Source organism: Rhodanobacter sp. OR87, assembly GCF_000473345.1.
Lineage (GTDB): Bacteria > Pseudomonadota > Gammaproteobacteria > Xanthomonadales > Rhodanobacteraceae > Rhodanobacter > Rhodanobacter denitrificans.
On record NZ_AXBJ01000017.1, the window covers coordinates 57,334 to 82,773 of the forward strand.

Genomic DNA, 25,440 nt, shown 5'->3' on the forward strand with positions numbered 1-25,440 from the left:
TCAATGCTCCTTGCCCGCGACGCGCGCGGCGGGAGGGATGCCGAGGCCGTGCTGCACCGCCGTCGCGATGCGCACGCCGAGGCGCTCGTGCGGGTGGCCGGCAGTCGGCAGCGTCGCCGGCGGCAGCGTGGCCACGGCGCCGAGACCGCGCAGCGCGTCGACGGCGCCGGGTTGCGCCAGCCGCCGGGCCAGTTCGCGCTCGATCGCGGCACGCACGCCGGCAGCGCGCTCGCCGCCGAGCGCGGCTTCGTCGATCACCAGCCGTTCGATGTGCAGCTCGATGCTCACGGTTTGCCTCCGGCGCTTTCCAGCCAGCGGAAGTCCGCCTCGTTGATCGGCTTGTCCAGCTTGCGGTATTCGGTGCGCACGGCATCCAGCAGCAGCGGCATGCCGATCGACACACCAGCCTTGGCCGCCATGAACGCGGCGTTGAGGGCGATGCCCTGGATGCTGCCGCCGGTGAGAGCGAGCCGTGCCAGCCGGTCGAAGTCCAGCGCGCCCACCGCCGCCTGCGCCGGGAACACCGAGGCCCAGATCGCGCGGCGTTCGGCCGTGCCGGGGAACGGGAAGTTGATGACGAAGCGCAGCCGGCGCAGGAACGCGCTGTCCAGCGCGCCCTTCATGTTGGTGGCCAGGATCGCCAGCCCGCCGAACGACTCCAGCCGCTGCAGCAGGTAGTTCACCTCGATGTTGGCGTAGCGGTCGTGGCTGTCCTTCACTTCGCTGCGCTTGCCGAACAGCGCGTCGGCCTCGTCGAAGAACAGGATCGCGCCGCCGCCCTCGGCTGCGTCGAACAGCTTGCGCAGGTTCTTCTCGGTCTCGCCGATGTACTTGCTGACCACCGCCGACAGGTCGATGCGGTACAGCGACAGGCCCAGCTCGCGCGCCAGCACTTCCGCCGCCATGGTCTTGCCGGTGCCGCTTTCGCCGGTGAACAGCGCGCTGATCGACAGCCCGCGATTCATCCGCTGGCGGAAACCCCAGTCGTCGTAGACGGTCGTGCGCTGGGCCACCTGGTCGGCGATCTGGCGCAGCAGGGCCTTCTCGCTGTCGGGCAGTTTCAGGTCGTCCCAGCCGGCCTTCGGCTCGATCCGCTGGGCAAGTTGATCCAGCGCCGGCCGCGTGTGCGCCAGCGCGCCCTGCCACAGCGTCTGCGCCAGCGCGGCGGGCTTGCCCTCGGCCGCCGCCAGCGCACCGTGCGCGATCTGCTCGATCCGGCCCAGGTTGAAATCGAAATGGCCGGCCAGCCGTTGCGGCTGCGCGCCGGCGGCGTCGCCGAGCAGGCGCTGCCACAGCGAACGTTGCTCGACCGCGGTGGGCTTGGCCACGTCGACGCTGAGCGCCTGCGTGGCCGCACCCGCCCACGGCTCGCGCGCGTCGACGAAGGCGAGCCCGCCGGTGCGCGCGAAGAAACGCCTGACCCACGCGGCCGCGGCGTCGCCGTGTTCGACCTCGGCCGCGTCGAGGTACAGCGCCAGCGGCAGCAGCTGGCTTTCGCGCTGCCACAGCCGCAACAGGGTTTCCTGCTCGGCGACCGCGGCCGGCAGCAGCTCGGCCGACAGGCGATAGGCCTGCGCGCCGAACGCGGCTGCGATCGCCTGCGCGATCGCCTGCTTGCTGACGCTGTCGCTGCCGAGCAGTTGCACCAGTGGCAGCGGCTCGCCCGGCGGCACGTGGTGCAGGCTGTCCAGCAGCTGGTCGGCGATCGCCTGTTGCGACGGCGGCAGCGTGGCCGGCGGCAAGGCGGTGAGCAGCGGCGTCAGCCGGTCGTCCAGGTAGTTCATGCCCTTGACGAAGTTGACCACGCGCTCGTCGGCGCTGAGCGCCGCGCCGATCAGCGGCTGCGCGCCGGGCTGGTGGATGTCGAGCAGGCGCCAGTAGCGCAGCGGCCGCTCCGGCGACAAGGCATCCCAGCTCGGCTCGTCCAGTACCGCAAAGGCCAGCGCGAACGTGGGATACGGCCTGGCGGGATCGTGCTGGGCCAGTGCGCACAGCGCAGGCAGACGCGTGTCCAGTTCCATGCCGATGCACAGCAGGAGCACGTCGCGCTCGAACGCGGACAGGCCGAGGCGGTTCGCTAGCACGGCCAGCGCGGGGGTGTGGCCGCCCTCGTCGTCGCCCGGTGCGGCAGCAGCCACCCCGTCATCCGGCACGGCGGCGACGAGCGGTTGGGCGGCGGGCGGTTCGTCGGCCTCCGCCGCAAGCGACGGCGGCGCGTGCTGGCCGCCGAACAGCCGCGCGACCCAGGAATGCCTCGGCCCGGCCGGCGCGCTCACCGCCGGCGTGGATTCCATCAGCGCGGTGGCCGCCGCCGGTGCCGCCGGCGGCGTGTCGTGCCGCTGCGCGGCGCGTTCCAGCCGCGCGCGCATATCGGCCAGCGCACCGGCGAGGTAGCGGTCGTTCGCTTCCAGCCACGGCGCGTAGTCGTTCATGACACGACCACCTGCTGGTCCGCGGCGAATGCGGGCGTGCTGCCGCTGAAGTCGACCGGGATGCTGTCGGCGCCATCCACGCGCAGGCGCACGGTGTACCTGCCCGCGGCCACGCCGGTGAGCTGGAAGACCAGCGCGGTCGGCTGGTGCGTATCGGCCGGGTTGCCGAGGCTGGCCGGCGCCAGCAGGCGGTCGCCGAACAGCAGGAACACGCGCTGGCCGTCGCGGATGCGCGGGGTGCAGGTCAGGTTCAAGGCGAAGTCGCCGGCCGTGGCGGCGAGCGAGCCGAGCGTGATGCGCGGCGCCAGCACCAGCGGCAGCTCGTTGCTGAGCAGCGGCGGCAGTCCCGGCGGCTGCACCAGCAGGGCCACGGTGTAGATGCCAGGCGCCCAGCGCGCGACGGCGTCGGCATCGTCGGCGGTGTCGGCGAGATGCACGCGCAACGTGCCGGCGGCGTCGCCGGGCAGCGGCGCGAGATCGATCGGCGCATCCAGGCGCAGGCTGCTGAAGCGGGCCAGCGCGTGATCCGTCGCGAGCTGGCGCCCGTTCAGCACGATGTCCTCGCCGAGGCGCACGGCCGCCTGATGGCGCGGGTAGTCGAGCGCGTCCAGCACCGCGGCGGCGGATGCGGTGGCGATCACGCCGCGATCCTGCGGGCCGCGCCGCAGCACCGGCAGCGGCGCACGCATCGCCGCCTGGCTGTCGATCAGCACCACCGCCGCCTCGTAGACGGCCGAGGCGCGGTAGTTGGTCTGGAACGCGGTCCACAGCCGGGACAGCTCGTCCACACTCTGCGGCAGCGGGGTGACCCGCACGCGCTCGACCTGGCCGGCCAGGTCGTTGTCTGGCAGCGCGTTGCGGATGTCGTTGCCGTCGAGCACGCCGCGGTCGTGCAGGGTGCTCATCGCGGCGGCCAGCACGCGGTGGCTGATCGCATCGTTGTCGTTTTCGCCGCGACCCCAGGCGGTGATCACGTAGTGCAGGTTCAGCGCCAGCGGCGGCGGCGCGGTCTCGCCGGGACGCACTTGCCCCGGCAGGTCGAGGTTGCGCCAGGCGGCATTGGCGACCACCTGGTACAGGAACAGGTTGAGCTGCGCCTTGCTGATGCCCTTGCGCGCCACGTCCAGCGGCTGCAGGGTCACCTCCAGGTCGCTCAGTTCCGCATCCAGCACCGGCATCTGCGCCAGCAGCAGGTTGCGCAGCGTGCGCGTGGTCGCGGCGATCGCCAGCACGTTGCTCATGGCAAGGCCTTGCCTGCGCGTTGGCGCAGGTAGTCGTCGAGGCTGCCGGGCTGCGGGCCGCCGCGACGACGCGGCGGCGCGGCAGCCGCCGGCGCGGCGCGCACTTCGAGCCGGCCGATGCTGACGTGCACCACCGGCTCGCCCGCTGCATCAGCCTTGCCTTCGGTTCGCGCCGCCGCGGCCCGCGCGGCGACGGTGCGCCCGGGTCGTGCGGGCGCCGCAAGCGTTACGGCAAACACCGGCGCAGGCGCGGGCAACAAGACGCCGTTCGACGCCGGCGTCCGCGCCGTTTCCGGCCGATCCGGCGCCACGCGCGCCTGCCGCGGCTGGACCGGCAGCGGCGATGCGGGCATGGCCGGACGCACCGACACGGATGGCGCTGCGGGACGGTCGACGGCAGGCGTGGCGGCCCGTTCGCCGATGATCGGCGGTGCCGATGCGTGCCGCGCTGCACTCGTGGCAGCGCTTGCCGGCCCCGCCGTCGCCACGCGCTCGATGGTCCTGACCGGCGCTGCGGCCGGCGGCGCCGACGTGCTCGCGGGCGTGGCACTTGTCGGCGCCTCCACCGGCACCGCGCGCATGGCGGCTGCGGCATCGCGCCGGTCCGGCGGCGCCTCGTCCGCATCGGCCGGCGGCATGATCGGCGCGCGCTGCAGCGGCTCGAACAGCGACGGCAGCCGCGGCGCCAGCGTGGTTTCGCTGCCGATCGCGCGTGCCGCCAGCCGGTCGAGGAAATCGCTCATGGCGCGCACAGCTCCAGGTAAGCCTGGCGGCGGCGCGGGCTCAGCGCGAGGATGTCGGCCTCGGCCCAGTGGTAGGCCTGCGCCAGGGTGTCCACCTCGCGCAGCATGTGCAGCGCCCAGGCATGCAGCTCCTGCCACAGGAAGCGCGCGATATCGAACAGCGGCTGGCATTCGTGGCCGCAGTCCGGGCAGCGGAACGCCAGCTGCAGGTCGGCTTGCGGATCGGCCTGCGCCATCGCCTGCGCGATCTCCGCCTGCAGCTCGTGCGGCAGGCCGCGCGGCTCGCGCGATTCGCCGCCACGCTGCGCGGCGAGCACGCAACGTTCGAGCAGCAGCGCGCGCGCCGCCCCGGCATCGCCGCAGTTTTCCAGCGCCAGCAGGTCGCGGCTGTCGGGCAGGCGGAACTGCACGCGGATGCCGTGTGCGGCGTGTTCCAGCGTGGTGGCGGCGGCTTCCGCATCCGGCAGCCGCAGGTCATCGCAGCGGAACGTGGCCTCGACCGTGGCCGCGCATTGCGGGCACGTCGCCACCGCGTCGATCGCGGCGCCGAACAGGCGCTCGCGCAACTCCAGCAGCAGCGCATCGCGCCGGCCCAGCGGCAAGGCCGCCTGCGCTTCGGCGGAGTATTCGTCGCAGCTGCAGCCGAGCAGCAACAGTCCGCGTGCCGCGGCGGACGGGTCGCCCCCGCGTTCCCAGACCTGCAGCAGCTGCGCGGGCGTGGGCGTGTGCATGGCGCTCAGCCAGCGGGTACGGTGAAGCTTGGCTCGGCCGGCTCCGGCACGCCGACGTCGCGCTCCCAACCCTCGTTCTCGAGCTTCAGGTGCTGGATCGCCACCGCGTTCGCGTTCGCGTCCAGGTCCGGCATCGCCTGGTACTCCGAGACCCAGCAGCGGTACAGCTTGTAGGCGAGCGCGAGCTGGCCGGCCTCGTTGTAGACCTCGAGGATCAGGTCCTTGCGGAAGTCCTTCAGCGAGACTTCCGCGCCGAGCCCGGCGCCGAAGTTCCACACCTTGTTGGCCCACTTCTCGAACTCGGTGTCGTGGGTGACGCCGCGCTCGATGGTGATCGCCTCGTACTCGGTGCGCCCGGGCGACTTGCGCGTGCTGCTGGGGTCGCCGCCCTCGCGGTGCTTGACCACCTCGGTGGTGCGCTTGAGGCCCGACACCTTGCTGATGCCGGCCACGTAGCGGCCGTCCCATTTCACCCGGAACTTGAAGTTCTTGTACGGATCGAAGCGCTGCGCATTGACGCTGAACTGAGCCATGGATGTGTCCTCAGGTCTGGATCTGGCCGGCCATCTGCTGCAGCTGGATGACCACGAACTCGGCGGGCTTGAGCGGCGCGAAGCCGACCACGATGTTGACGATGCCGAGGTTGATGTCGTTCTGCGTGGTGGTTTCCTTGTCGCACTTCACGAAGTACGCGTCGTTCGGCGTCTTGCCCTGGAACGCGCCCTGGCGGAACAGGTTCTGCATGAAGGCGCCCACGTTGAGGCGGATCTGCGACCACAGCGGTTCGTCGTTCGGCTCGAACACCACCCACTGGGTGCCGCGGAACAGGCTTTCCTCGATGTACAGCGCGAGCCGCCGCACCGGTACGTACTTGTATTCGTCGGCGAGCAGGTCGGCGCCGCGCAGCGTGCGCGCCCCCCACAGCACCGGGCCGACCAGCGGGAAGCTGCGCAGGCAGTTCACGCCGAGCGGATTGAGCATGCCGTTCTCGGCGTCGTTGAGCGTGGCGGCGAGCCCCTGCACGCCGTTCAGCGCCGCGTCGATGCCGGCCGGCGCCTTCCACACGCCGCGCTGCGTATCGGTGCGCGCCATCACCCCGGCGACGATGCCGCAGGGCACGAAAGTGTCGAGCTGGCCCTGGCGTTTCGGGTCCGATTCGATTACCCGCGGGAAGTACAGCGCGGCGTTGCGCGCGGCCGTGCCGGTGAGGCCCAGCGCCGCCAGCACCGCCGGGGTGATCGCGCCGGCGCTGCTCCACTCGGCCGGCGCATCGACGATCAGCAGCGCACGACGTTCCACGCACAGCGCCATTGCGTTCTGATAGACCGACTTGCTGGTGTTGCCCCCCCGCACGTCCGGCGGAATGCACAGCAGGTTGAACAGGTCGGCCTTCTTCAACGCGTAGATGCCGGTCTTGGCGTCCGCACTGCCCAGGTACGCGTTGTCATCCAGCGCCGCGCTGTCGACGGCCTGGCCGGCCGCGGCAACACCGGTGGAGGACTTGTCCTGCTCCCACACGGTCTTGCCGGCGTCCGCGTCGAGGTGGGCGGCGGGCACGGCGGTGGCGGGCAGGACCAGCGACGACGCCACGCGCAGCAGCGAGGAGCCCGCCTTCAGCACACGGTCGACCCGCCGCGGGCTCTCCTTCACGCTGAGGTTGAGGAAGCTCTCCTGGGTACCGCTGGCCAGGTCGCGCACGGTGAGGTTGAACAGGTCGCCCACCGCCAGGCCGAAGCCGGTGGCGATGTCGGCGGACACGTTGCCGTCGATGCGCACGCGCAGCTGATTGCCCCAGCTGCCGGCCGAGGCTGCCTCCAGCGGCAGGTTGGCGATCGCGATGGCCGCCTTTGCCGGCTTGCCGTCGGTCCCCTTGTGCAACCGCACGATCGCCGCCTGCGCGCCGCCGTTGAGGTAGAAGTCGCGCACGGCATAGCCCATCGGACAGGCCGGATCGAGGCTGCCGAAGTTGCGCTCGAAATCGCCGTAGCTGTTGACGATGACCGGGCTTTCCGCATCGGCATCGATCGGGCCGCGCGCGGCACGGCCGACGAAGGCGGTGATCGAGGTGGCCACCCCGGTGATGGTGCGGACGCCGCTGGGAATTTCCTCGATGTAGACGCCCGGATAGGTGAGCGCAGATGGCATGGGATCGGTCCTCCGTCGTGAAAACCCGTGTCGCGGTCAGTTCGGCTGCGGCTGCCTGGTGTGCCTGTTCAACGCGTACAGCACCTCGCCGTCCGGCAGCTCGTCGCGGTGCAGCAGTCCCTCGGCGACCAGCCGCTCCAGCACGTGCTCGATGCGCAGGCAGTTGCTCTCGTAGCGCTGCCGCGGCAGCCACCAGTTGACGATGCCGCGGAGGGTGTCCGCCGCCTGCGGATGGGAATGCAGATACGCGAGTACCGAACGCTCGATCTCCATCCCGCTTTCGCCTGCCGTGCTGTGGCCCTGATGCCTGGTCATGACACCCTTCTGCACATGTGCATGGGGACCAAGGCAACAGGCGTGCCAGCGGAGCAGACCGGCCGGATGGGCTGTGCCAAGGGCCTGGGCGTGCCAGCCTGCAGCAACCGGGTCAGCGGTGACCCGTTTTGCCGGCGCACCGGGGAAGATTGCACCCGGGCCGGACGCCCCGTTCAGTGCGAGCGGAACTGCTTGGTCTCGATGCCGTGCTTCAGCAGCAGCTTGCCAAGCTGGCGGCGCTCAGTGCCGGACAGGCGGGCGGCGGCGCTGATGTTGCCGCAGGCCTGCTGCATCAGCCGGGTGAGATAGTCGTGCTCGAACTGGCGGATGGCATGCAGCTTGGCCGCGCTGAAGCCGAGGTCCGGCTCGTCGGCGCGGCGCCGCGGCACCGATGCGGTGCCGGCGAACGCCGGTTCCGCCGTCACCAGCTCGGCAAAGCCGATGACGTCGCCCTCGGTGGCCATGTAGGCGCGCAACACGACGTTCTCCAGTTCGCGCACATTGCCCGGCCACGCATGGGCCCGCAGCGCCTGCAGGGCGGCTTCGCTCCACTGACGGACCGGCCCGCGCAGGCGCAGGGCGACGGTATCGACGAAACGCCGGGCGAGCAGGGCCACGTCGTCGCTGCGCTCGCGCAGCGGCGGCAGCCGCAGGTACAAGGCGTTGAGTCGGTAGTGCAGGTCGCGGCGGAAGCGCCCGGCCGCCACCTGGCGCTCCAGGCTGGCATTGGTGGCGGCGATGATGCGCGCGTCCGACACCCGCGCCGCGCCACCGCCGACCGGGCGGTATTCGTTGTCCTGCAGAAAGCGCAGCAGGGTCACCTGGCCCTTGTCCGAGAGTGCGTCGACCTCGTCGAGGAACAGCGTGCCGCCGCGCGCATGGTCGACCAGGCCGGGTTGGGCGGCGCCGGCGTCGGTGAAGGCGCCGCGGCCGTGGCCGAACAGCTCGTTCTCGATCAGGCTGTCGGGGATCGCGCCGCAGTTGACCGGCACGAACGGGTGGTCGCGGCGCGTACTGGCGTAGTGGATCTCGCGCGCGGCCAGCTCCTTGCCGGTGCCGGTCTCGCCCTCGATCAGCACCTGCACGTCGCAGCCGGCATAGCGCTGCAATTGCGCCCGCACCGCCTGGATTGCCATGGATTGGCCGAGCATGACCGGCATCGTCCGTCCCCGAAGTCACCAGCAAGAACCCCGGCACGCCAACTCCCGGCGTGCAGCGAAATCCCCCTGGCATCCATCGCGATCCGGTACTGGCGTCACCGGATCATCGGCGACGATGGAGTATGCGCAGTTTCGGCGCTGCAGTCCAAGTCATGTTCCTGCTGTCGTCCCCGGCTGCTGCCGGCGTAGTACCCGGCGGCTCACCGGCCTAGGCCATCGCCTCGTCCCGCCCCGGAAATGGCGGCCGGTCACCCAACCGCCCCTTCGCCCCGACTCCCGGCCGGGGCCGGCGGCGTGGCACGATGCCGCAAGCCCCGGCACCACCGCGCCCAGGCATGGGCGCGCTCCCGCCCACTCGCGTATCCTAGGCGCCTGTCGCCGCGCCCATCCCGGCGCTCGCAAGGCACCGCGGCCGTGGCCGCCCTCCCCGCGAGTCCCCCTCTCCGGCCTGCCGGATGGCCCGGCGTGCGACTTCCCCGACGGCGCAACAAGGCGAGACGACCGACCATGGTGGCAATGGCAACCGAGCACGTGATCGACGTGCGGCACTGGAACGACAACCTGTTCTCCTTCCGCACCACGCGCGACCCCGGCTTCCGCTTCGACAGCGGCCAGTTCGTGATGATCGGGCTGGAGACGGACGGCCGTCCGCTGCTGCGCGCCTACTCGATCGCCAGCGCCAGCTGGGAGGAACACCTGGAGTTCTTCTCGATCAAGGTGCCGAACGGCCCGCTCACCTCGCGCCTGCTGCACCTGCAACCCGGCGACCCGCTGATCGTCACGCGCAAGCCCACCGGCACCCTGGTGCTGACCGACCTCAAGCCCGGCAAGCACCTGTACCTGCTCGGCACCGGCACCGGGCTGGCGCCGTTCATGAGCGTCATCCGCGACCCGGACACCTACCAGCGCTTCGACAGGATCGTGCTGGCCCACGGCGTGCGCCGGGTCGAGGACCTCGCCTACGCCGACTACCTGGAACACCAGCTGCCACGGCACGACTACCTGGGCGAGCTGGTGCGCGAGAAGCTGATCTACTACCCGACCGTGACGCGTGAGCCGTTCCGCCACCAGGGCCGCATCACCGATGCGATCGTCAACGGCAGGCTGAGCGCAGCCACCGGCCTGCCGCCGCTGAACCCGGCCACCGACCGCGTGATGCTGTGCGGCAGCCCGGCCATGCTGGACGACCTCAGCGCCTTGCTCGACGGCCGCGGCTTCCAGGCCTCGCCGCGCACGCGCGAACCGGGCGACTACGTGATCGAGCGGGCCTTCGTGGAGAAATAGCCGCCGGCTTAGACCGCGCATGAACGCGCGGCATGCGGTCCATGCGTGCAACCGCTTGCCGATGGCACGCCACGGCCGCGAACGGCGCGCGGTTGCATGCCATAGTGTCCCGACCCGCCATGGTCGCGGCGGTGACGCCCGCCGCGTGATCGCGCCAACGGAACCCACCTGATGGACATCGCCTTGTACGTACTCGCCGCGCTGCTGATCGGCGGCGGCCTGGCCGGCGCCGTGCTGCCGGCGCTGCCCGGCATCCCGATGCTGTTCGGCGGCATCTGGCTGGCCGCGGCATTGGACGGCTACCGGCACCTGGGCCTGTGGTGGCTGCTGCTCATCGGTGCGCTGGGCACGCTCGGGGTGATCGTCGACTTCGTCGCCGGCACGCTCGGCGCCAAGCGCGTCGGTGCCAGCAAGCGGGCGCTGTGGGGCGCCGGGCTGGGCACCCTGGTCGGCATGTTCTTCGGCATCCCGGGGCTGCTGTTCGGGCCGTTCCTCGGCGCGCTGGCCGGCGAGCTAGCCTCCGGCACCAGCGTGCTGCGCTCGGCCCACGTCGGCGTCGGCACCTGGCTCGGCCTGCTGCTCGGCACCCTGGTGAAACTGGTGCTCTCGTTCGTGATGGTGGGGTTGTTCGGGCTGGCGATGCTGTTCGGCTGAGCTTCCGGCACATGCTTTCGACACGCGCGGCGTCCTAGGCTGGGGCTACCCCAGGGAGAACGCCATGTCCAGACGCCTCGTCTTCGCCCTCGCCGCCGTGCTGGCCGCGACCGCTTCGCTGCACGCCCAGACCGCACCGCCGGCCTGGATCGCCCGCAGCAACGCCGACTCGCAGATCCTGCTCGACCAGATCGCCCGTTTCAGCCCGGAGTTCGCCTCGCAGGTCGGTGTATCCGGCTACGACGACAAGGTTGCCGACCTGCGCCCCGGCGTGGACCAGCGCTCGCGCGCCGCGCTGGTGGCGGCCAAGGCGAAGCTGCAGACCCTGCTGGCGGCGGAGCGGGACGCCAACGTGCGGCAGGACCTGCAGATCCTGATCAAGGCCACCACCGGGCAGATCGAGGGCATCGACCTCAACCGCAAATACCTGCTGCCGTACACCGATGTCGGCGAGCTGGTGTTCGGCGGCGAATTCAGCCTGCTGAAGGATGACGTGGCCGCCGCGCGCCGCCCGTCGGCACTGAAGCGGTTGCAGTGCTACGTGGGCAAGACGCCCGGCTGCACGCCGATCGCCGAGCTGGCGAAGGCGCAGACCGTCGCCCGGCTCGGCGATAAGGCGCTGCTCGGCCCGTACAAGGGCGAGGTCGAGCAGAAGCTCGCCAACACGTCGCGCTATGTCGAAGGCATCCGCCAGCTGTTCGCCAAATACAAGCTGGACGATGCCCAGGGCAAGGCTGCGCTGGACGCGCTGGACGCCCAGCTGCAGGCGTACGACGGCTGGGTGCGCCGCACCGTGCTGCCGCGCGCCCGCGCCGACTTCCGCCTGCCCGAGCCGCTGTACGCCTACAACCTGCGCCAGGTCGGCATCGACATCCCGCCGCAGCAGTTAATGGAACAGGCGCAGCTGGAGTTCGTCGAGCTGCAGGGCATGATGCAGGTGCTGGCGCCGGTGGTGGCGAAGGCCGAGGGCATCGATGCCACCGACTACCGCGACGTGCTCAAGGCACTGAAGAAGCAGCAGTTGGGTCGGGACCAGGTGGAGCCGTGGTACCACGAGGTGCTCGGAAGGATCGAGGACACCATCCGCCGCGAGCGCATCGTCACCCTGCCGCAGCGCAAGATGCAGATGCGCCTGGCCTCCGACGCGGAAGCCGCGCAGGTGCCGGCGCCGCACATGGACCCGCCACCGTTCATCAACAACCACGGCGAGCAAGGCACCTTCGTGCTGACCATGGGCAACCCGGGCAAGAACGGCGACCCGACCCAGGCCTACGACGATTTCACCTACAAGGCCGCGGCGTGGACGCTGACCGCACACGAGGGCCGCCCCGGCCACGAGCTGCAGTTCGCCGCGATGGTCGAGCGCGGCGTCTCGCTGGCGCGCAGCCTGTTCGCGTTCAACAGCGTCAACGTGGAAGGCTGGGCGCTGTACGCCGAGTCCGAGATGCTGCCGTACGAGCCGCCAGCTGGGCAGTTCGCCGCGCTGCAGGCGCGCCTGCAGCGCGCCGCGCGCGCGTATCTCGACCCGATGCTCAATCTCGGCCTGATCACCCCCGCGCGTGCCAAGCAGATCCTGATGCATGAGGTGGGCTTGTCCGACGCGCTCGCCACGCAGGAGATCAACCGCTATACCTACGATTCGCCCGGCCAGGCCACCGCGTACTTCTACGGCTACCTGCGCCTGCAGCAGCTGCGCCTGCAGACCGAGCTGGCGCTGGGCCCGAAGTTCGACCGCCTGGCCTTCAACGATTTCGTGATCGGCCAGGGCCTGCTGCCGCCGGAGCAGCTGGCCGAGGCGGTGCGCACGCAGTTCGTGCCGACCCGGCAGAAACCGTGACCCTCAATGCCGCGCGCTCTTCGCCAGCCAGCCGGCGAGCCGCGCGGTGTCGCGGCTGAGCGCGGCGGGCAGCACGATGTAGTGCCGGCTCGGCGCGGCGCCGGGCTTGACGACCAGCCGTGCCGTGCCCGCGATGCGCAGCAACACCGGCTGCTCGGCCGGCGGCAGTTTCAGGGCCAGGGCGCCGGGCGTCAGCCAGGCGCACGGCCGCTCGTCGAGATACGCCATCAACCCGCCGAACATCGGCCGGAAGCGCAGCGCGTGCGGCCGGCCCAGGTGGGTGGCCGCGTCCTCCAGTTCGCGGCGCCGCGCCGCGAGGTCCGGCGGCAGGCTCACGCCGGGTCGGGAATCACGTACAGCAGCACGGCCAGGAAGTGCAGCACGCTGCCGGCCAGCACGAACACGTGCCACAGCGCATGGTGGTACGGCAGCCGCCGCCACAGGTAGAACGGCACGCCCAGCGTATAGGCCAGCCCGCCGGCGAGCAGCAGTGCGGTGCCGCCGGTCTGCAGATGCTCGCTGAGCGGCTTGAACGCGACCATGCCGATCCAGCCCATGCCCACGTACAGCAGCACCGCCAGCTTGTGGTAACGCTTGAGCAGACCCAGCTCCAGCGCGCTGCCGGCCAGCGCCAGTGCCCACACCGCCACGAACAGGCTCCAGCCCCATGCTCCGGGCAGGGCGACCAGGGTGAACGGGGTATAGGTGCCGGCGATCAGCACATAGATCGCGATGTGGTCGAGCATGCGCAACGCCGGTTTGGCTGCCGCCACGGAAATCGAGTGGTACAGCGTGGACGCGGTGTACAGCAGCACCAGCGAAGTGCCGAACACCGCGCAGGCGACCACGGTCAATGCATTGCCGTGCAGCGCGGCGAACGCCACCAGCGTCGCCAGGCCGGCAATGCTGAGCACGATGCCGAGGCCGTGGATGATGATGCTGGCAAGCTCGTCGCCGAAGCTGTAGCGCGGGATCACCGTGCCGGATGTGGCGGACATGGGGGACTCCTGGGCAATGCGAGGCGCGTGGGCATACCTTAACCGGGTGTGCCCGCGCCTGCCTATCGTGGCGCATGGCCGCGCCGGTACGCCGTCACGTTATTCGATGATGAACGCACCGAACGCCACGCCCAGGTTCCGGCCCGCGCCCGTGCCGCCGAGCGCAGCGAGACCTTGCCCCTGGTCAGCACCGGCGCCGCGGCCGAAGGCTGCAGGAGCATGGCACCCGCGGCGGGGACTGGCATGAAGACCGTCTTCACGAGGACTCCACGGCGGACCGTTGCAGCCGCAGCGCACGATTTTGCCGGTGGCTGTGCACTCCCCGCCATCCGCCTTCCGCCCCGCCTCCCCGCGGGGCTTTTTTTGCCGGTCACGGCCGCGCCGCCACGATCCCGCATTTGGCCATCCAGCCGTCCGCTTGCGCAAGCGCATTCCGCAGGCATACGCTGCCATCGCGACGGCACGATCCCCCTGCTCGCGCAGCGTGACCGCCGCAACATCCCACCGAAGTCAGGAGGTCGCCATGTCGTCCGCAAGCCTGGCCGTAGCTCATCGTACCCACCCCGACCGCGCACGCATCGCCGCCATCAGTGCCGCGATCGCACTCAACCTTGCCGTGATCGTGATCGCCTCGCGGCCGACCGGCCCGGCGTTTTTCCATGCGATCGAACAGATCAACCCAATTCCCACGATCCATTTCGTCGAGCCGACACCACCCCTGCCTCCACCGCCACCGGTCGCCACACCGACCCTGCTGCCAAGCGCTACGACGCCAGGGCCGGCACTGACCGCACCGGTCGAGGCCAGCCTGGCCTACCGCTCCGCCCCGCTGCGCTTCCCCACCCGCGCCCTGCAGCAACGCATGCAGGGCACGGTGCTGTTGCGCGTGCTGGTGGACGAGACCGGCAAGCCGGTGCAGGTGTCGGTGGAGCACGGCAGCGGCTACCTGCTGCTCGACCATAGCGCCGTCGAGCAGGTGCTGGCCGGCTGGCAGTTCCAGCCGGCGATGGTGAACGGGCGGGCGGTGCGCGCCTGGGCACGGGTGCCGGTGACGTTCGACCTGCGCGAGTAGCGCTTTCGCCGCGGTCATCCGCCCGGCGGCCGCGACGGGCGGATGACCGTGGCGCGAGTGCCTGCGGCGATGCCGCCGGCTTACGTGGCTTTAACGATATGCATGCTCCACTGGCGCCCATTCACCCTGCCGGGCTCCACGCATGGGCAAGCACCAGCCTCTCCTGAAAACCCTGCGCGCGATCGCGCTCGAGCACGCCGGCGTCGAACGCCCCGACCTCGCCACGATGGCGCGCGAACTGGGCCGCGTGGTGCATCAGGATGCCGCGGCGCTGGCCCACCGGCTGGGCCGGCTGAGCCAGCGCCGGCACGGTTTCGAACGCTGGCTGCTGGCCGAGCGCGGCAAGCCGCCGGTCAGCGTGCTGGTACTGGCCTGGCCGCCGAACCACGCCGCGCCGGTGCATGACCCCGCCGGCCTGTGGGGCCTGGACATGGCGCTGGTGGGCGCGCTGGAAGTGCAGTCCTACCGCTGCGACGACGCGTCCGGCGAGCTGAGCCTGCACGGCCGCAACTGGCTCGGCCCGGGCGACGGCATCTGGTTCGAGGGCGAACACGGACTGGCGCGGCGCTGCCGCAACCTGTCGCGGCACGACACGGCGCTCTCGCTGCACGTCTGCAGCGGCGAGCCGGCGCAGCACTTTGCCGGCGGGCAGCTCGACCCCGCCGGGCGCTGGAGCGCGCAGCCACGGCACAGCGCCATCGCCGGCCGCCTGCCCGGCTGATCCGCCCGCCACCACACGCACGGGGAGTTCCATGTTTCGACGGGTCGCCATCATCGGCGGCGGTGCCGCGGCTGCCACGCTGCTCAGCGAGCTGCTGGAGCGCGAATCGCCGCAGCCACTGCAGCTGGACTGGTTCACCGGCGGCGGCCCACCGGCGCGCGGAGTGGCCTACGGCACCGCTTCGGAACGCCACCTGCTGAACGTGCGGGCGGCCTCGATGAGCATGTTCGCCGGCAAGCCGCGCGGCTTCCTGGATTTCCTGCAACGCGACGATCCCGCCATCGCCGGCACCGACTTCCTGCCGCGCCGCCGCTACGGCGACTACCTCGAGGCGGAAGTGGCGCGCGCGCTGCAGCAGGGCAAGGCGCGCGGGCACCACGTCAACATCCTGCCATTCGCGGTCGACGCGCTGGTGCCCGAGTCGGGCGGCATCACCGTGATCCATGGCGAGGAAAGCCACCCGGCCGACGCTGCCGTGCTGGCGCTGGGCGCGCTGCCGCCGCAGCCGCTGGCCGGCGTCAGCGCCGCCGCCCTCGCCAGCGGCCGCTACGTGGTCGACCCATGGCGCCTGCTGGCCCAGCTCGCCGAGCGGCAGCCGCCGCCGCGCAAGGTGGTGCTGATCGGGCTGGGGCTGACCGCGGTCGACGTGCTGCTGGAACTGTCCGCGCAATGGCCGCAGGCCGAATTCGTCGCGATCTCCCGCCACGGCCGCTTCCCCGAGGCGCACCTGCACGCCGCCGCCACGCCCGCCGACGACGGCGCCGCGCTGGTCGAGGCGATGCGCGACGCGCCGGAGATTCGCCGCTGGATGCGCCTGCTGCGCGAGGCGATCGCGCAGCAAGGCACCGAATGGCGCGCCGTGGTCGACGGCCTGCGCCCGCACCTGCCAGCGCTGTGGGCCGAGCTGTCGCCGGAACAGCGCGCGCGCTTCATGCGCCACGCGCGCTGGGCGTGGGAGCGCGTGCGCCACCGCATGCCGCCGCAGGTGCGCGAGACGATCGCCGCGCTGGAACGCGACGGCCGGCTGCAGCGCCAGTGCGGACGCGTGCACGCGGTGGGCGTCGCCGGCGACGTGCTGCAACTGACCGTGGCCCACGCCGGCGCAACCTATGTACTGGGCGCCGAGCTGGTGATCCAGACCGTGGGCCTGGAGACCGACCTGCGCCGCTGCAACCACCGGCTGGTCAGCCAGCTGCTCACCAACGCGCACATCGCCGCCGACCCGCTCGGCCTCGGCGTGCAGGCCGACAGCGACGGCCACCTGCGCCACGGCGAGCAGTACTGGCCGAACCTGTTCGCCATCGGCAGCCTGCTGCGCGGCACGCTGTGGGAATCCACCGCGATGCCGGAGATCCGCCAGCAGGCGCGCCACCTGGCCGACCAGTTGCTGGGCGGCTGAGCGGCCCGCGGCGCCCGCGATGACCGCCAGCGTGCTCACTGCCTGCATCGCCGTGGCGCACCTGCTCGGCCTGCTGGCAGCGATGCACGCGGTGATGCGCGCGCGCACCCCGCAAGGCGCGATCGGCTGGACGCTCGGCCTGCTGTTGCTGCCGTACGTGACCTTGCTGCCCTACCTGTACCTGGGCTCCAGCCACTTCCTCGGCTATCGCGCCGGGCACCATGCACCAGCGGCATCCACGCAGGCCGGGGCGGCCGGTGCCGCGCCGCCGCTCGACCCGGGCTGCGAGCGCTACGCCGCCATCAGCGCGCTGCAGCGGCGGCCGTTCCGCGGCGGCCACCGGTTGCGCCTGCTGATCGACGGTGAAGCCGCCTTCGACGCCATGCTCGGCGCGATGGCTGCGGCCAGGCATTGTCTGCTGGTGCAGTTCTTCATCATCCACGACGACACGCTGGGCCGGCGCCTGCAGCGGGTGCTGCTGGAGCGCGCCGCAGCCGGCGTGCGCGTGTACGTGCTGTTCGACGGCATCGGCAGCCATGCGCTGCCGCAACGCTACGTCGACGAGCTGCGCGCCGGCGGCGTGGCGATCCACCGCTTCGCCACCCACCGCTGGCGCAACCGCTTCCAGCTGAATTTCCGCAACCACCGCAAGATTCTGGTGGTGGACGGCGCGCGCGGCTTCGTCGGCGGCCTCAACGTGGGCGACGAATACCTCGGCCTGAAACCGCCGCTGGCGCCGTGGCGCGACACCCAGCTGGAACTCGCCGGGCCGGCGGTGGCCGACCTGCAGCAGCTGTTCGCCGCGGACTGGCAATGGATCACCGGCGCACCGCCGCCACTGCTGGCGTCGCCGCCCGCCGACGGCGAGGCCAGTGCGCTGGTGGTGGCCAGCGGCCCGGCCGATCCGCAGGAAACCGGCTCGCTGTTCTTCGCCGCCGCGATCAACGCGGCACGCCAGCGCGTGTGGCTCAGCACGCCGTACTTCGTGCCCGACCACGCGGTGCGCGCGGCGCTGCAGCTGGCGGTGCTGCGCGGGGTGGACGTGCGCGTACTGATCCCCGCGCGGCCGGACCACCGCACCGTGTTCCTCGCCTCCACCCTGCACGCCTACGCCGCCGTACGCGCCGGCATCCGCGTGTTCCGCTACCAGCCCGGTTTTTTGCACCAGAAGGCGCTGCTGATCGACCGCGACACCGCCGCGATCGGCAGCCTGAACCTGGACAGCCGCTCGTTCCGGCTCAACTTCGAAGCCGCCGTGCTGGCAGTGGACCATACCTTCGCCGCCGAGGTGGCGGCGATGCTCAACGCCGACTTTGCCCGCGCCAGGGCCATCGACGAGCACGAATACCGCGAGGCGCCCTACCTGCGCCGGGTGGCGATGCATGTGGCACGCTTGTTCGACCCGCTGCTGTAGGAACACCCCGCCATGCGCCGACTCGCCCTGCTGCTGTGCCTGATGAGCGTCAGCCTGACCGGCCACACCGGCGAACCGGCGCGCTTCGTCGCGCGCTCGCTGGAACTGCACGGTACGACCTATCGCTACCGGGTGTTCGTGCCGGACGGCTGGACGGCCGAACGCCGCTGGCCGGTGGTGCTGTTCCTGCACGGCAGCGGCGAGCGCGGCAGGAACAACCGGGCCCAGCTCGGCCAGGGCCTGCCGCCATGGCTCAACGGGCACGGCGAGGCGTTCCCGGCGGTGGTGGTGATCCCGCAGGCGCCGGCCGGCAGCCGCTGGCACGGCGCGATCGAGCAGATGGCGCTCAAGGCGCTGGACGACAGCATCGGCGAATGGCACGGCGACCGCCGGCGGCTCTACCTCACCGGCCTGTCGATGGGCGGCTACGGCGCCTGGCAGATCGCGCTGGACCACCCCGGCATGTTTGCCGCCGCCGCGATCGTCTGCGGCGGCATCCGCCATCCGAACGACCACGCCGACCTGCGCGTGCAGGGCATCCCCGCCACGGCCGGCGACCCGCATGCGTGGCTCGCCGCCCACCTCGGCACGCTGCCGGTGTGGATCTTCCACGGCGCGCTCGACGACGTGGTGCCGCCGGAGGAATCGCGCCGCATGCACGCCGCGCTGCAGGCGCGCGGCGCCGAGGTGCGCTATACCGAATTCGCCGGCATCAGGCACGCCTCCTGGCAGGCCGCATACGCCACGCAGGCACTGTGGCCGTGGATGTTCGCGCACCGGCTGCCGGCGCGCTGAGGAATCACCTGCGCCCGCCGAAGCGCCGGCGCCAGTCGCCGCTGGCGAGCGCCCAGCCGACGTAGATACCCAGCGCGACACCAAGCAACTCGCACAGTGCGCGCAGGCCGATGCTGTCCGGGTCGTGCACTTCGGCCAGCTTCACCTTCAGCAGCTGCAGCGACTGCAGCCGGCCGTAGTTGAAATAGAACAGGTTCCACAGGTCGCCGCTGGCAGTCAGCGCGCTCGCCAGCAGGAAGCCCCAGCCGATCGGCGGGCCCCAGCCCCAGCCGTGGCGCCGGCCCAGTCCGTGGAACACGAAAAACAGCGCCAGCCCCGCCGCGGCCGAGATCAGGCCGGCCTGGAGTCCGCCGACGATCCCGTAACCCATCCACGACTGGTCGTACTGCATCGCCTGCCCCGAACCGCGTTGCCGCTGCAGCGCGCATTATGGGCCATGCCGACGGCTCGCATCCGCGCGCTAGACTTGACCGCCCCTTCCTGCGCCCCACGCCATGAGCCAAGCCTTCTCGCCCCATGCCGCACTGATCGTGGTCGACGTGCAGCCGGACTTCATGCCCGGCGGTGCGCTGGCCTGCCACGAGGGCGACGCGATCGTGCCGGGCCTCGACGCGCTGCTGCGCGCACGCCGCTTCCGCCACGTGGTGGCCACCCAGGACTGGCACCCGCGCGGGCACGTCTCGTTCGCCGGTTCGCATCCCGGCCGTGCGCCGTTCGAGCAGATCGCGCTGTACGGCCAGCCGCAGACGCTGTGGCCGGAGCATTGCGTGCAAGGCACGCCCGGCGCCGCGCTGCATCCGGACGTCGACTGGTCGGCGCTGGATGCGGTGATCCGCAAGGGCAGCGACAGCACCGTGGATTCCTACAGCGGCTTCCGCGAGAACCACGGCCCGCACGGCACGCGGCCCAGCACCGGGCTGGCCGGCTGGCTGCGCGAGCGCGGCGTGCAGGAGGTGTTCGTGTGCGGGCTGGCGCGCGACGTATGCGTGCTGTGGACCGCGCAGGACGCGCAGGCACTGGGCCTGCGCGCCAGCGTGCTGTGGGACTTGAGCCGCCCGGTCACGCCGGCCGGCGACGCGGCCACCCGCGCCACGCTGCTGGCGCAGGGCATCGGCATCGCCGCGTCGGCGGAGTGGGCACTTGCCTGAACTTCAGGCGTCGTTCTCGCCGGAGGCGCGCACCTGCGGCTCGCCGTCCACGTCGGTCTCCACGTCGAGCGTGATCGGCCGGCAGCACACCTGGCAGTCCTCGATGTAGCGCTGGCGGGGAATCGAGGCGTCGATCAGTACTTCGATCGGCTCGCCGCAGTACGGGCAGTCGATGGCGTGTGGCGTGAGCATGGTGCGTCCCGGCAGACGGGGGAGCCCAAGTACACCACGACGCCGTAGCGGCGGCGCTGCGACGCTCAGCCCCTGCGCAACGACCACGCCTGCGGCAGGCCGATCCAGAACAGCGCGTCGCGGGCGCAGCGCGGCGCCAGCTTCAGCAGTTCGTTGTCCTTGCTGACCAGCCAGCGCGCGCCCGAGGCCTGCGCCAGCTCCAGGAACTTCTGGTCGTCCGGATCGGCACAGCGCGGCAACGGCAGCGCGGCCGGTGCCATGGCCAGGTCATCGGGCAGGCAGCGCACCAGCGCATCGAACGCGGCCTCGATCGCCGGCCGGGTGGCGCCGGTCACCGGCAGCTGCGGGTAGTGCAGCACGCGCCGCCATTCGTCGCGACAGTCGGCGCGCGTCACCGCCTCGATCGTGCCCTGCTGCATCGCCACGTGCAGCGCCGCGGAGTGCGCGTCGCGGAACAGGAAGAGGTCCAGGCACACGTTGGTGTCCAGCACGATGCGCGGCACGGGCGGTTCGGCAAGGGTCATTGCGCCATGATGAGGCAAGCGGGCCGCACGGTGCACTGCACGCTTTCCGAGCGGAACCGACCATCGGGGTCGAGGGCGGGCGCGCCACCCCGCACGCCGGCAACGATCGCACCGGAGCGATCGCATCACGCGACCGGTCGGCGCTGACCTGACCGCCGACCGACGGGACCAGCCGACGGCCGGCGTCGACCGGCAGAAGCCGCCCATTCCAGCCAACCGCGATGGTCAGCTTTCTGGACGTCCGTTTGCCGGTGCCCTGATCAGTGGCGCATGTCCGTCGGCTGGTTCGAGTCGCCAGCCTCCGCTGCCTGATGCTGCGTACGGCCACCCGCAGGCGCTGACATCACGCCTTCGATCCACGGGACGTAGCCTGAGATGCGAACGGCGTACCCGATCTCGCCGTAAAGACCTTCCACGAACGGGCGGCCCGGTGCCCATTTTCTCCAGAATGGATGGTCCGGCGGATATCTGCTCCAGGAGGCCAGGCCGACGAGTTGCCTTGAATGGCCATCCCCGATGAGCAGGGGACCGCCACTGTCACCGCTTCCCGTGATGCCTTCAAGCGGCAGGGCGGACGGCGGCGCATCGAATCGATACCAGACGTAACGCGCGTCGGCACCGGCAATCACGTTGAAGGCGTGGCGCAAGACGCTGCGATGCGAGCCGTGGGGATCCTGGCCTCCGGCGCCATTGCCCGTGACGCCCTTGCCCACGAGCTGCACGGTCATCCCCACTTCTTTTTTCCCGCGATAGAGGGGAACGGGAGTCACCTCCGTCACCGGCGATGCAAGTTCGATCAGCGCGATGTCGTTGGACGATGCGAGAAAGGCAGACACCCTGGACAAGTCGCCGGAGGCCAATGCCTCCGTGATCAGCCGGTTGGGCAGTTTCCTGTAGCCGGGATACGTGACGACACGTTTGACCCTGCGCGCCACGCCGCCGACAGATACCTCGTTCTCCATGCCCTGCATCGGCATGGGCGCGGCGTGAGCCGCGGTCACGACCCACCGCGGCGCGATCAGGACGCCATGTCCCTCGCCGGGCATATCGACCAGCGCGGGGAATGCCGAAGCCGGAACCCGATATTTGGCATCATCAAGGTCTGCCCGGATGACAACGGCTCCGGCAGCGGTCGATACGGCCAGGAAACAAAAGGCAAGACCCCACTTCATCGATTCATCCTTGTCGTTTTCCAGGGTCACGGGGCATGGCGACCTGCGCTGTCATGCGGTGGACGGATACGGGTCACCTCGGCTGCAGCCAGGGGATCCTAGCTGATCGGGACCGACGGGTTCGATGGATCCACCTCGCCGGCTGCGCGAGACACGCTGTCCACTCGATACAATGCAGGCTTTCCGGGCGGAACCGACGACCATGGCCGAGCGCGAGTTCGACGATTACCTTTGCCGCTCCGGCGCCACCCTGGAAGGCTCGCGCTATGCGGCCTGGCTGGCGGTCACCCCGCGCCGCCACGGCTACCCGGTGTACTACGCGATCTGCGAGAACCGCAGCTTCCGCGACAAGGGCATCGCCGAAGCCGCCGCCGCCAGGGCGCTGGCCGACATGACCGGCCTGGAAGCGGACGGCACGCCGATCTTCCCCGAGGGCTACACCGGCTTCGACGACTAGGCGAGCGGCGGGCGATGCCTGCCTTACGCCGCGGCACCGGCCAATGCGCGCAGCCGTTCCAGCGCCGCCGGGATCGCCGCCGGCGCGTCCACCGTGAGCATGCGCGGCTCGTCGGCGGCCAGGCCGTTCTCCAGCTCGTGCGCCCAGGTCACGTGGTACGGCAGGTGCACGCCCCAGCCGCCCAGGCGCAGCACCGGCTCGATGTCCGAGCGCAGCGAGTTGCCGACCATGGCGAACTGCGCCGGCTGCAGGTCGAACTCGCCCAGCACGCGGCGGTAGGTGGCGGCGTCCTTCTCCGAGACGATCTCGATGCGGCGGAACAGGTCGGCCAGGCCGGACTCGGCCACCTTCTTTTCCTGGTGGAACAGGTCGCCCTTGGTGATCAGCACCACGTCGTAGCTTCGCGCCACCGCCTCGACCGCCTCGCGGATGCCGGGCAGCAGTTCCACCGGATGCTGCAGCACGGTCTTGCCCAGCTCGACCAGCGCGTGGATGTCGGCGGCGCTGATGCGGCCGCCCGAGACCGCGATCGCGGTTTCCACCATCGACAGCGCCATGCCCTTGGCGCCGTAGCCGAACAGCTTGAGGTTGCGCTGCTCGGTGGCCAGCATGCTGTCGTGCACGTGCCGGTCGCCGAGGTCCACGTAGCGCGCCATGATCGCAGCGAACGCGTCGCCGGCCTGGCGGTAATAGCCCTCGCTGTGCCACAGCGTGTCGTCGCCATCGAAACCGATCAATTGCAGCATGGTCGTGCCGTTCCCTTTCTGTTCCGCGGCTCAGCCGAAGTCGCTGCCCAGGCGCAGGTTGATGTGCAGCGCCGTGGCCAGTTCGCGCATCGGCTCGTTGTCGCGGCTCAGGGTGATCCAGCCGGCGCAGGCACCGTCGGCGGTTTCCCACGACCACACCGTGTAGCCGGATTCGGCGAGGCGATCGTAGGCGAGGCCGAGCAGGCTGCCCGCGTCGGTGTCGTCGAAGAAGTCGTCGTCGTCCGGGTCGCCGTTCCAGTCGATCGACAGGTTCCAGCGCGCGCTCAGCTCGTCCAGCGCCTGCACCAGCGCGCGCAGGTCGTGCTCGTCGACCATGAAGCCGGAGCGCCAGTCGATCACCCGGCCGATCAGCTCGACCGGCTCCGCGTCTCCGCCCTCCGCCGCGGCCTCGCGGTAGTCCGCGAACTGCTGCAGCGCGGTTTCCTCGTCGCCGGGATTGATCAGCAGCAGCAACTGCCAGACCTTCGCCTCGACCGAGTCGTCCTCCTCGTCGAAGTCCGGGTCGGCGTCGAAATCGTCGTCGTCGCGCATGCTCACGCGCCCACCCGCCGCCTGACCGCATCCATGTCGCGCACCGGGCGGATCTCGATCGCGCCGGTGCGCGACCACGGGAAGGCCTGCGCAATGCGCACCGCCTCGTCCATGTCGGCGGCCTCGATCAGGTTGAAGCCGCCCAGGTATTCCTTGGTTTCGGCAAACGGGCCGTCGACCACGCTGGTGTGGCCCTCGCGCACGCGCACGGTGCGCGCGGTCGAGGGCGCCTCCAGCTGCTGCGAATCATGCAGCCGTCCGTTCGCGCGCAGGGCATCGGCCTTGGCGAAGCAGCCGTGCATCAGGGTGTCGAACTCGCCTTCCGGCAGCGCGTCCAGCAGGGCGTCGTCGCAGTAGATCATCACGAGATATTTCATGGCGTCCTCGGCGGGGGAAGCGGGGCGAAGGAGCGATAATGCCGCAATGAGCACCGCGCCCGATAGCTTGCACGTCCTGTCCTGCCATCCGATCGCGTTCGTGCGCTCGCCGTATGCGCAGCGCATCGACGCGCCGCACCAGCCCACCGTGGTCGCCGGCATCGAGACGCAGGCGGCGGCCGAGGCGGTGGTCGAGTTCGTGGCGGGCTTTCCCGCGGCGGCGTTCCGCGACCTGGCCGGCTTCGAGCGGATCTGGCTGCTGTTCGCCTTCCACCGCAGCGAGGGCTGGAAGGCCGAGGTGCGCCCGCCGCGCGGCGGCGGCAAGCGCAGCGTGCTGGCCACGCGCTCGCCGCACCGGCCGAACGCGATCGGGCTGTCGGCGGTGGAGCTGGTGGCGGTGGAGGAAGGCGCGTTGCGCGTGCGCGGGGTGGACCTGCTAGACGGCACGCCGATCCTCGACATCAAGCCGTACGTGCCCTACGCGGACGCGTTCCCCGCCGCGCGCGCCGGTTGGATCGACGCGATCGACGCGGCGCAGGGGCGGCATTCCGCGCCGGGGCCGCGCAAGCCGCGCACGCGGCCGCGCGGCGAGGACGTCAGCGGCTCATGAGCAGCTGCCGCAGCAGGTGCTGCCGCCGCTGACGTGGATCTGCCGCGGCTCGGACACGCGCACGGCCTCGTAGCCTGCCTCGTGCAGGGCGGTGACGACCTGGCCGGAGGTCAGCTGTGCCGACACGTCGATCTGCCCGGCGACGGCATCGCCCGTGACTTTCGCGGTGGCGTCATGGGCACGCAGGATGGCGGCGATGGCGCCGGTGTCACCGGCAAAATCCTTCACTTGGAACAGCATCGGTACGATCTCCAGGGTTGAGGGCGGCACATCCGCCGGGCGCGATGGTGACCGGCGCCCCGCCCGGGCGCCCTGACCGGGATCAGGGCAATCCCGAACGGTGAGACCTACGCTCGGCACACTGCCCGGGCCGGCGCGGACCGCTCCGCGACCGGCGCCCGATGCACTGGCAGTGGATCGGTCCCAAGCTTGGCCGCGTCCGGCACTCCCGCCGACGCGGCTTTTTTATGGTTCATCGCGCCTTACCGGGAAAGGCGGCCTTGATTTTGAGGAAGAAGTAAGCGGAGTCGCGGTAGCCATAGGCCATTCGCTTGATGACCTTGATGCGATTGTTCATGCCTTCCAAGACGCTGGTGTTGAGCCGGTAAAGGGCGCTGGCGATGATGCCATCGATGTACGGCGCCAAGCGTTTGGCGAAGGCGACCAGGGGTGGCAGCTGGCTATCCAGGGCAAGGCGATACCACTCGTTCCAGCGGCGATG

The 25,440-nt window shown here is 70.9% G+C and carries 31 protein-coding genes; 11 read left to right on the forward strand and 20 right to left on the reverse strand.

All coding sequences use genetic code 11. The features are described from left to right. The 9 genes from RHOOR87_RS0113470 to RHOOR87_RS0113510 all read right to left on the reverse strand — a co-directional run bounded on the left by RHOOR87_RS0113470 (position 1) and on the right by RHOOR87_RS0113510 (position 8,758). Complete coding sequence (locus RHOOR87_RS0113470; protein WP_015446719.1) at positions 1 to 288, reverse strand: hypothetical protein; 288 nt, start codon at positions 286 to 288, stop codon at positions 1 to 3. Further along, a complete protein-coding gene (locus tag RHOOR87_RS0113475; RefSeq protein WP_027485309.1) occupies positions 285 to 2,432 on the reverse strand; it encodes an ATP-binding protein in 2,148 nt (715 codons plus the stop codon). Before RHOOR87_RS0113475 ends, RHOOR87_RS0113470 begins: the two co-directional genes overlap by 4 nt. Continuing rightward, positions 2,429 to 3,673 (reverse strand): DUF4255 domain-containing protein, encoded by a 1,245-nt coding sequence (locus tag RHOOR87_RS0113480; protein ID WP_027485310.1) that lies wholly within the window; start codon positions 3,671 to 3,673, stop codon positions 2,429 to 2,431. Before RHOOR87_RS0113480 ends, RHOOR87_RS0113475 begins: the two co-directional genes overlap by 4 nt. Then, on the reverse strand, positions 3,670 to 4,416 hold the full coding sequence (locus RHOOR87_RS0113485) for a hypothetical protein (protein ID WP_027485311.1): 747 nt from the start codon (positions 4,414 to 4,416) through the stop codon (positions 3,670 to 3,672). The genes RHOOR87_RS0113480 and RHOOR87_RS0113485 overlap by 4 nt, the downstream gene beginning before the upstream one ends. Then, complete coding sequence (locus RHOOR87_RS0113490; RefSeq protein WP_027485312.1) at positions 4,413 to 5,147, reverse strand: hypothetical protein; 735 nt, start codon at positions 5,145 to 5,147, stop codon at positions 4,413 to 4,415. The genes RHOOR87_RS0113485 and RHOOR87_RS0113490 overlap by 4 nt, the downstream gene beginning before the upstream one ends. Positions 5,148 to 5,152: 5 nt before the next feature. Then, positions 5,153 to 5,680, reverse strand: a complete 528-nt coding sequence (locus tag RHOOR87_RS0113495) for a phage tail protein (RefSeq protein ID WP_007514723.1) — start codon at positions 5,678 to 5,680, stop codon at positions 5,153 to 5,155. A 10-nt stretch (positions 5,681 to 5,690) separates the two neighbouring features. Next, positions 5,691 to 7,292 (reverse strand): phage tail sheath subtilisin-like domain-containing protein, encoded by a 1,602-nt coding sequence (locus RHOOR87_RS0113500; protein ID WP_027485313.1) that lies wholly within the window; start codon positions 7,290 to 7,292, stop codon positions 5,691 to 5,693. A 36-nt stretch (positions 7,293 to 7,328) separates the two neighbouring features. Then, the gene (locus tag RHOOR87_RS0113505) at positions 7,329 to 7,607 is read right to left on the reverse strand and encodes a hypothetical protein (RefSeq protein WP_155950955.1); all 279 of its coding nucleotides are present in this window, start codon (positions 7,605 to 7,607) and stop codon (positions 7,329 to 7,331) included. 173 nt (positions 7,608 to 7,780) lie between these two features. Continuing rightward, positions 7,781 to 8,758, reverse strand: a complete 978-nt coding sequence (locus RHOOR87_RS0113510; protein WP_027485314.1) for a sigma-54 dependent transcriptional regulator — start codon at positions 8,756 to 8,758, stop codon at positions 7,781 to 7,783. Between the two features lie 516 nt (positions 8,759 to 9,274). On the opposite strand from RHOOR87_RS0113510, the gene RHOOR87_RS0113515 reads away from it, so the two are divergent. From RHOOR87_RS0113515 to RHOOR87_RS0113525, 3 genes are all read left to right on the forward strand, one after another. Beyond that, positions 9,275 to 10,051: a ferredoxin--NADP reductase gene (locus RHOOR87_RS0113515; protein ID WP_015446711.1), complete on the forward strand. Its 777-nt coding sequence runs from the start codon at positions 9,275 to 9,277 to the stop codon at positions 10,049 to 10,051. Positions 10,052 to 10,222: 171 nt separating this feature from the next. Further along, entirely contained in the window at positions 10,223 to 10,705 is a 483-nt protein-coding gene (locus RHOOR87_RS0113520) for a DUF456 family protein (RefSeq protein WP_027485315.1), read from the forward strand. Between the two features lie 64 nt (positions 10,706 to 10,769). Next, a complete protein-coding gene (locus RHOOR87_RS0113525) occupies positions 10,770 to 12,542 on the forward strand; it encodes a DUF885 domain-containing protein (protein WP_027485316.1) in 1,773 nt (590 codons plus the stop codon). Positions 12,543 to 12,545: 3 nt separating this feature from the next. Here RHOOR87_RS0113525 and RHOOR87_RS0113530 read toward each other — a convergent pair whose 3' ends face one another. Together RHOOR87_RS0113530 and RHOOR87_RS0113535 are read right to left on the reverse strand one after the other, a co-directional pair. Then, on the reverse strand, positions 12,546 to 12,878 hold the full coding sequence (locus RHOOR87_RS0113530; protein WP_027485317.1) for a TfoX/Sxy family protein: 333 nt from the start codon (positions 12,876 to 12,878) through the stop codon (positions 12,546 to 12,548). After that, positions 12,875 to 13,540: a hemolysin III family protein gene (locus RHOOR87_RS0113535; RefSeq protein ID WP_007514705.1), complete on the reverse strand. Its 666-nt coding sequence runs from the start codon at positions 13,538 to 13,540 to the stop codon at positions 12,875 to 12,877. Before RHOOR87_RS0113535 ends, RHOOR87_RS0113530 begins: the two co-directional genes overlap by 4 nt. A 523-nt stretch (positions 13,541 to 14,063) precedes the next feature. Between RHOOR87_RS0113535 and RHOOR87_RS0113540 the strand changes: the two genes are divergently transcribed. The 5 genes from RHOOR87_RS0113540 (at position 14,064) to RHOOR87_RS0113560 (ending at position 18,941) form a co-directional block, all read left to right on the forward strand. Next, positions 14,064 to 14,612 carry an energy transducer TonB gene (locus RHOOR87_RS0113540; protein WP_027485318.1) on the forward strand — a complete coding sequence of 183 codons (549 nt, stop codon included), beginning with the start codon at positions 14,064 to 14,066 and terminating at the stop codon, positions 14,610 to 14,612. A 142-nt stretch (positions 14,613 to 14,754) separates the two neighbouring features. Further along, positions 14,755 to 15,333 carry a cysteine dioxygenase gene (locus RHOOR87_RS0113545; RefSeq protein ID WP_007514701.1) on the forward strand — a complete coding sequence of 193 codons (579 nt, stop codon included), beginning with the start codon at positions 14,755 to 14,757 and terminating at the stop codon, positions 15,331 to 15,333. A gap of 31 nt (positions 15,334 to 15,364) precedes the next feature. Further along, positions 15,365 to 16,732, forward strand: coding sequence for an FAD/NAD(P)-binding protein (locus RHOOR87_RS0113550; protein WP_027485319.1), 1,368 nt, complete (start codon positions 15,365 to 15,367; stop codon positions 16,730 to 16,732). A gap of 19 nt (positions 16,733 to 16,751) precedes the next feature. Continuing rightward, positions 16,752 to 18,146 carry a cardiolipin synthase gene (gene cls, locus RHOOR87_RS0113555; RefSeq protein ID WP_027485320.1) on the forward strand — a complete coding sequence of 465 codons (1,395 nt, stop codon included), beginning with the start codon at positions 16,752 to 16,754 and terminating at the stop codon, positions 18,144 to 18,146. A gap of 12 nt (positions 18,147 to 18,158) precedes the next feature. Then, positions 18,159 to 18,941: a prolyl oligopeptidase family serine peptidase gene (locus RHOOR87_RS0113560; protein WP_027485321.1), complete on the forward strand. Its 783-nt coding sequence runs from the start codon at positions 18,159 to 18,161 to the stop codon at positions 18,939 to 18,941. Between the two features lie 4 nt (positions 18,942 to 18,945). Here RHOOR87_RS0113560 and RHOOR87_RS0113565 read toward each other — a convergent pair whose 3' ends face one another. After that, positions 18,946 to 19,332, reverse strand: a complete 387-nt coding sequence (locus RHOOR87_RS0113565; RefSeq protein ID WP_027485322.1) for a hypothetical protein — start codon at positions 19,330 to 19,332, stop codon at positions 18,946 to 18,948. A 103-nt stretch (positions 19,333 to 19,435) separates the two neighbouring features. On the opposite strand from RHOOR87_RS0113565, the gene pncA reads away from it, so the two are divergent. Further along, a complete protein-coding gene (pncA, locus tag RHOOR87_RS0113570) occupies positions 19,436 to 20,089 on the forward strand; it encodes a bifunctional nicotinamidase/pyrazinamidase (protein WP_027485323.1) in 654 nt (217 codons plus the stop codon). 3 nt (positions 20,090 to 20,092) lie between these two features. Here the strand turns inward: pncA and RHOOR87_RS0113575 are convergent, their stop codons facing one another. The 3 genes from RHOOR87_RS0113575 to RHOOR87_RS0113585 all read right to left on the reverse strand — a co-directional run bounded on the left by RHOOR87_RS0113575 (position 20,093) and on the right by RHOOR87_RS0113585 (position 21,977). Further along, on the reverse strand, positions 20,093 to 20,281 hold the full coding sequence (locus RHOOR87_RS0113575) for a CPXCG motif-containing cysteine-rich protein (protein ID WP_007511652.1): 189 nt from the start codon (positions 20,279 to 20,281) through the stop codon (positions 20,093 to 20,095). A 65-nt stretch (positions 20,282 to 20,346) separates the two neighbouring features. After that, positions 20,347 to 20,805, reverse strand: a complete 459-nt coding sequence (locus tag RHOOR87_RS0113580) for a putative toxin-antitoxin system toxin component, PIN family (protein ID WP_027485324.1) — start codon at positions 20,803 to 20,805, stop codon at positions 20,347 to 20,349. Between the two features lie 260 nt (positions 20,806 to 21,065). Further along, positions 21,066 to 21,977 carry a trypsin-like serine protease gene (locus RHOOR87_RS0113585; RefSeq protein ID WP_027485325.1) on the reverse strand — a complete coding sequence of 304 codons (912 nt, stop codon included), beginning with the start codon at positions 21,975 to 21,977 and terminating at the stop codon, positions 21,066 to 21,068. Between the two features lie 202 nt (positions 21,978 to 22,179). Between RHOOR87_RS0113585 and RHOOR87_RS0113590 the strand changes: the two genes are divergently transcribed. Continuing rightward, positions 22,180 to 22,434 carry a hypothetical protein gene (locus tag RHOOR87_RS0113590; protein ID WP_027485326.1) on the forward strand — a complete coding sequence of 85 codons (255 nt, stop codon included), beginning with the start codon at positions 22,180 to 22,182 and terminating at the stop codon, positions 22,432 to 22,434. A 23-nt stretch (positions 22,435 to 22,457) separates the two neighbouring features. Here the strand turns inward: RHOOR87_RS0113590 and RHOOR87_RS0113595 are convergent, their stop codons facing one another. Genes RHOOR87_RS0113595 through RHOOR87_RS0113605 form a run of 3 tightly spaced genes read right to left on the reverse strand, consistent with a single transcriptional unit; the run spans position 22,458 to position 24,109 of the window. Beyond that, on the reverse strand, positions 22,458 to 23,180 hold the full coding sequence (locus RHOOR87_RS0113595) for an HAD family hydrolase (RefSeq protein ID WP_007511659.1): 723 nt from the start codon (positions 23,178 to 23,180) through the stop codon (positions 22,458 to 22,460). Between the two features lie 30 nt (positions 23,181 to 23,210). After that, on the reverse strand, positions 23,211 to 23,732 hold the full coding sequence (locus RHOOR87_RS0113600; protein ID WP_027485327.1) for a hypothetical protein: 522 nt from the start codon (positions 23,730 to 23,732) through the stop codon (positions 23,211 to 23,213). 2 nt (positions 23,733 to 23,734) lie between these two features. Next, on the reverse strand, positions 23,735 to 24,109 hold the full coding sequence (locus RHOOR87_RS0113605; RefSeq protein ID WP_027485328.1) for a YciI family protein: 375 nt from the start codon (positions 24,107 to 24,109) through the stop codon (positions 23,735 to 23,737). Positions 24,110 to 24,155: 46 nt separating this feature from the next. Between RHOOR87_RS0113605 and tsaA the strand changes: the two genes are divergently transcribed. Beyond that, positions 24,156 to 24,719: a tRNA (N6-threonylcarbamoyladenosine(37)-N6)-methyltransferase TrmO gene (gene tsaA / locus RHOOR87_RS0113610; protein ID WP_027485329.1), complete on the forward strand. Its 564-nt coding sequence runs from the start codon at positions 24,156 to 24,158 to the stop codon at positions 24,717 to 24,719. Here the strand turns inward: tsaA and RHOOR87_RS0113615 are convergent. Next, complete coding sequence (locus tag RHOOR87_RS0113615) at positions 24,714 to 24,959, reverse strand: hypothetical protein (RefSeq protein WP_015446700.1); 246 nt, start codon at positions 24,957 to 24,959, stop codon at positions 24,714 to 24,716. The two genes, tsaA and RHOOR87_RS0113615, sit on opposite strands and share 6 nt — an antisense overlap. 232 nt (positions 24,960 to 25,191) lie before the next feature. Next, on the reverse strand, positions 25,192 to 25,440 hold a 249-nt coding region (locus tag RHOOR87_RS0113620; RefSeq protein WP_027485330.1), incomplete at its 5' end, for a transposase.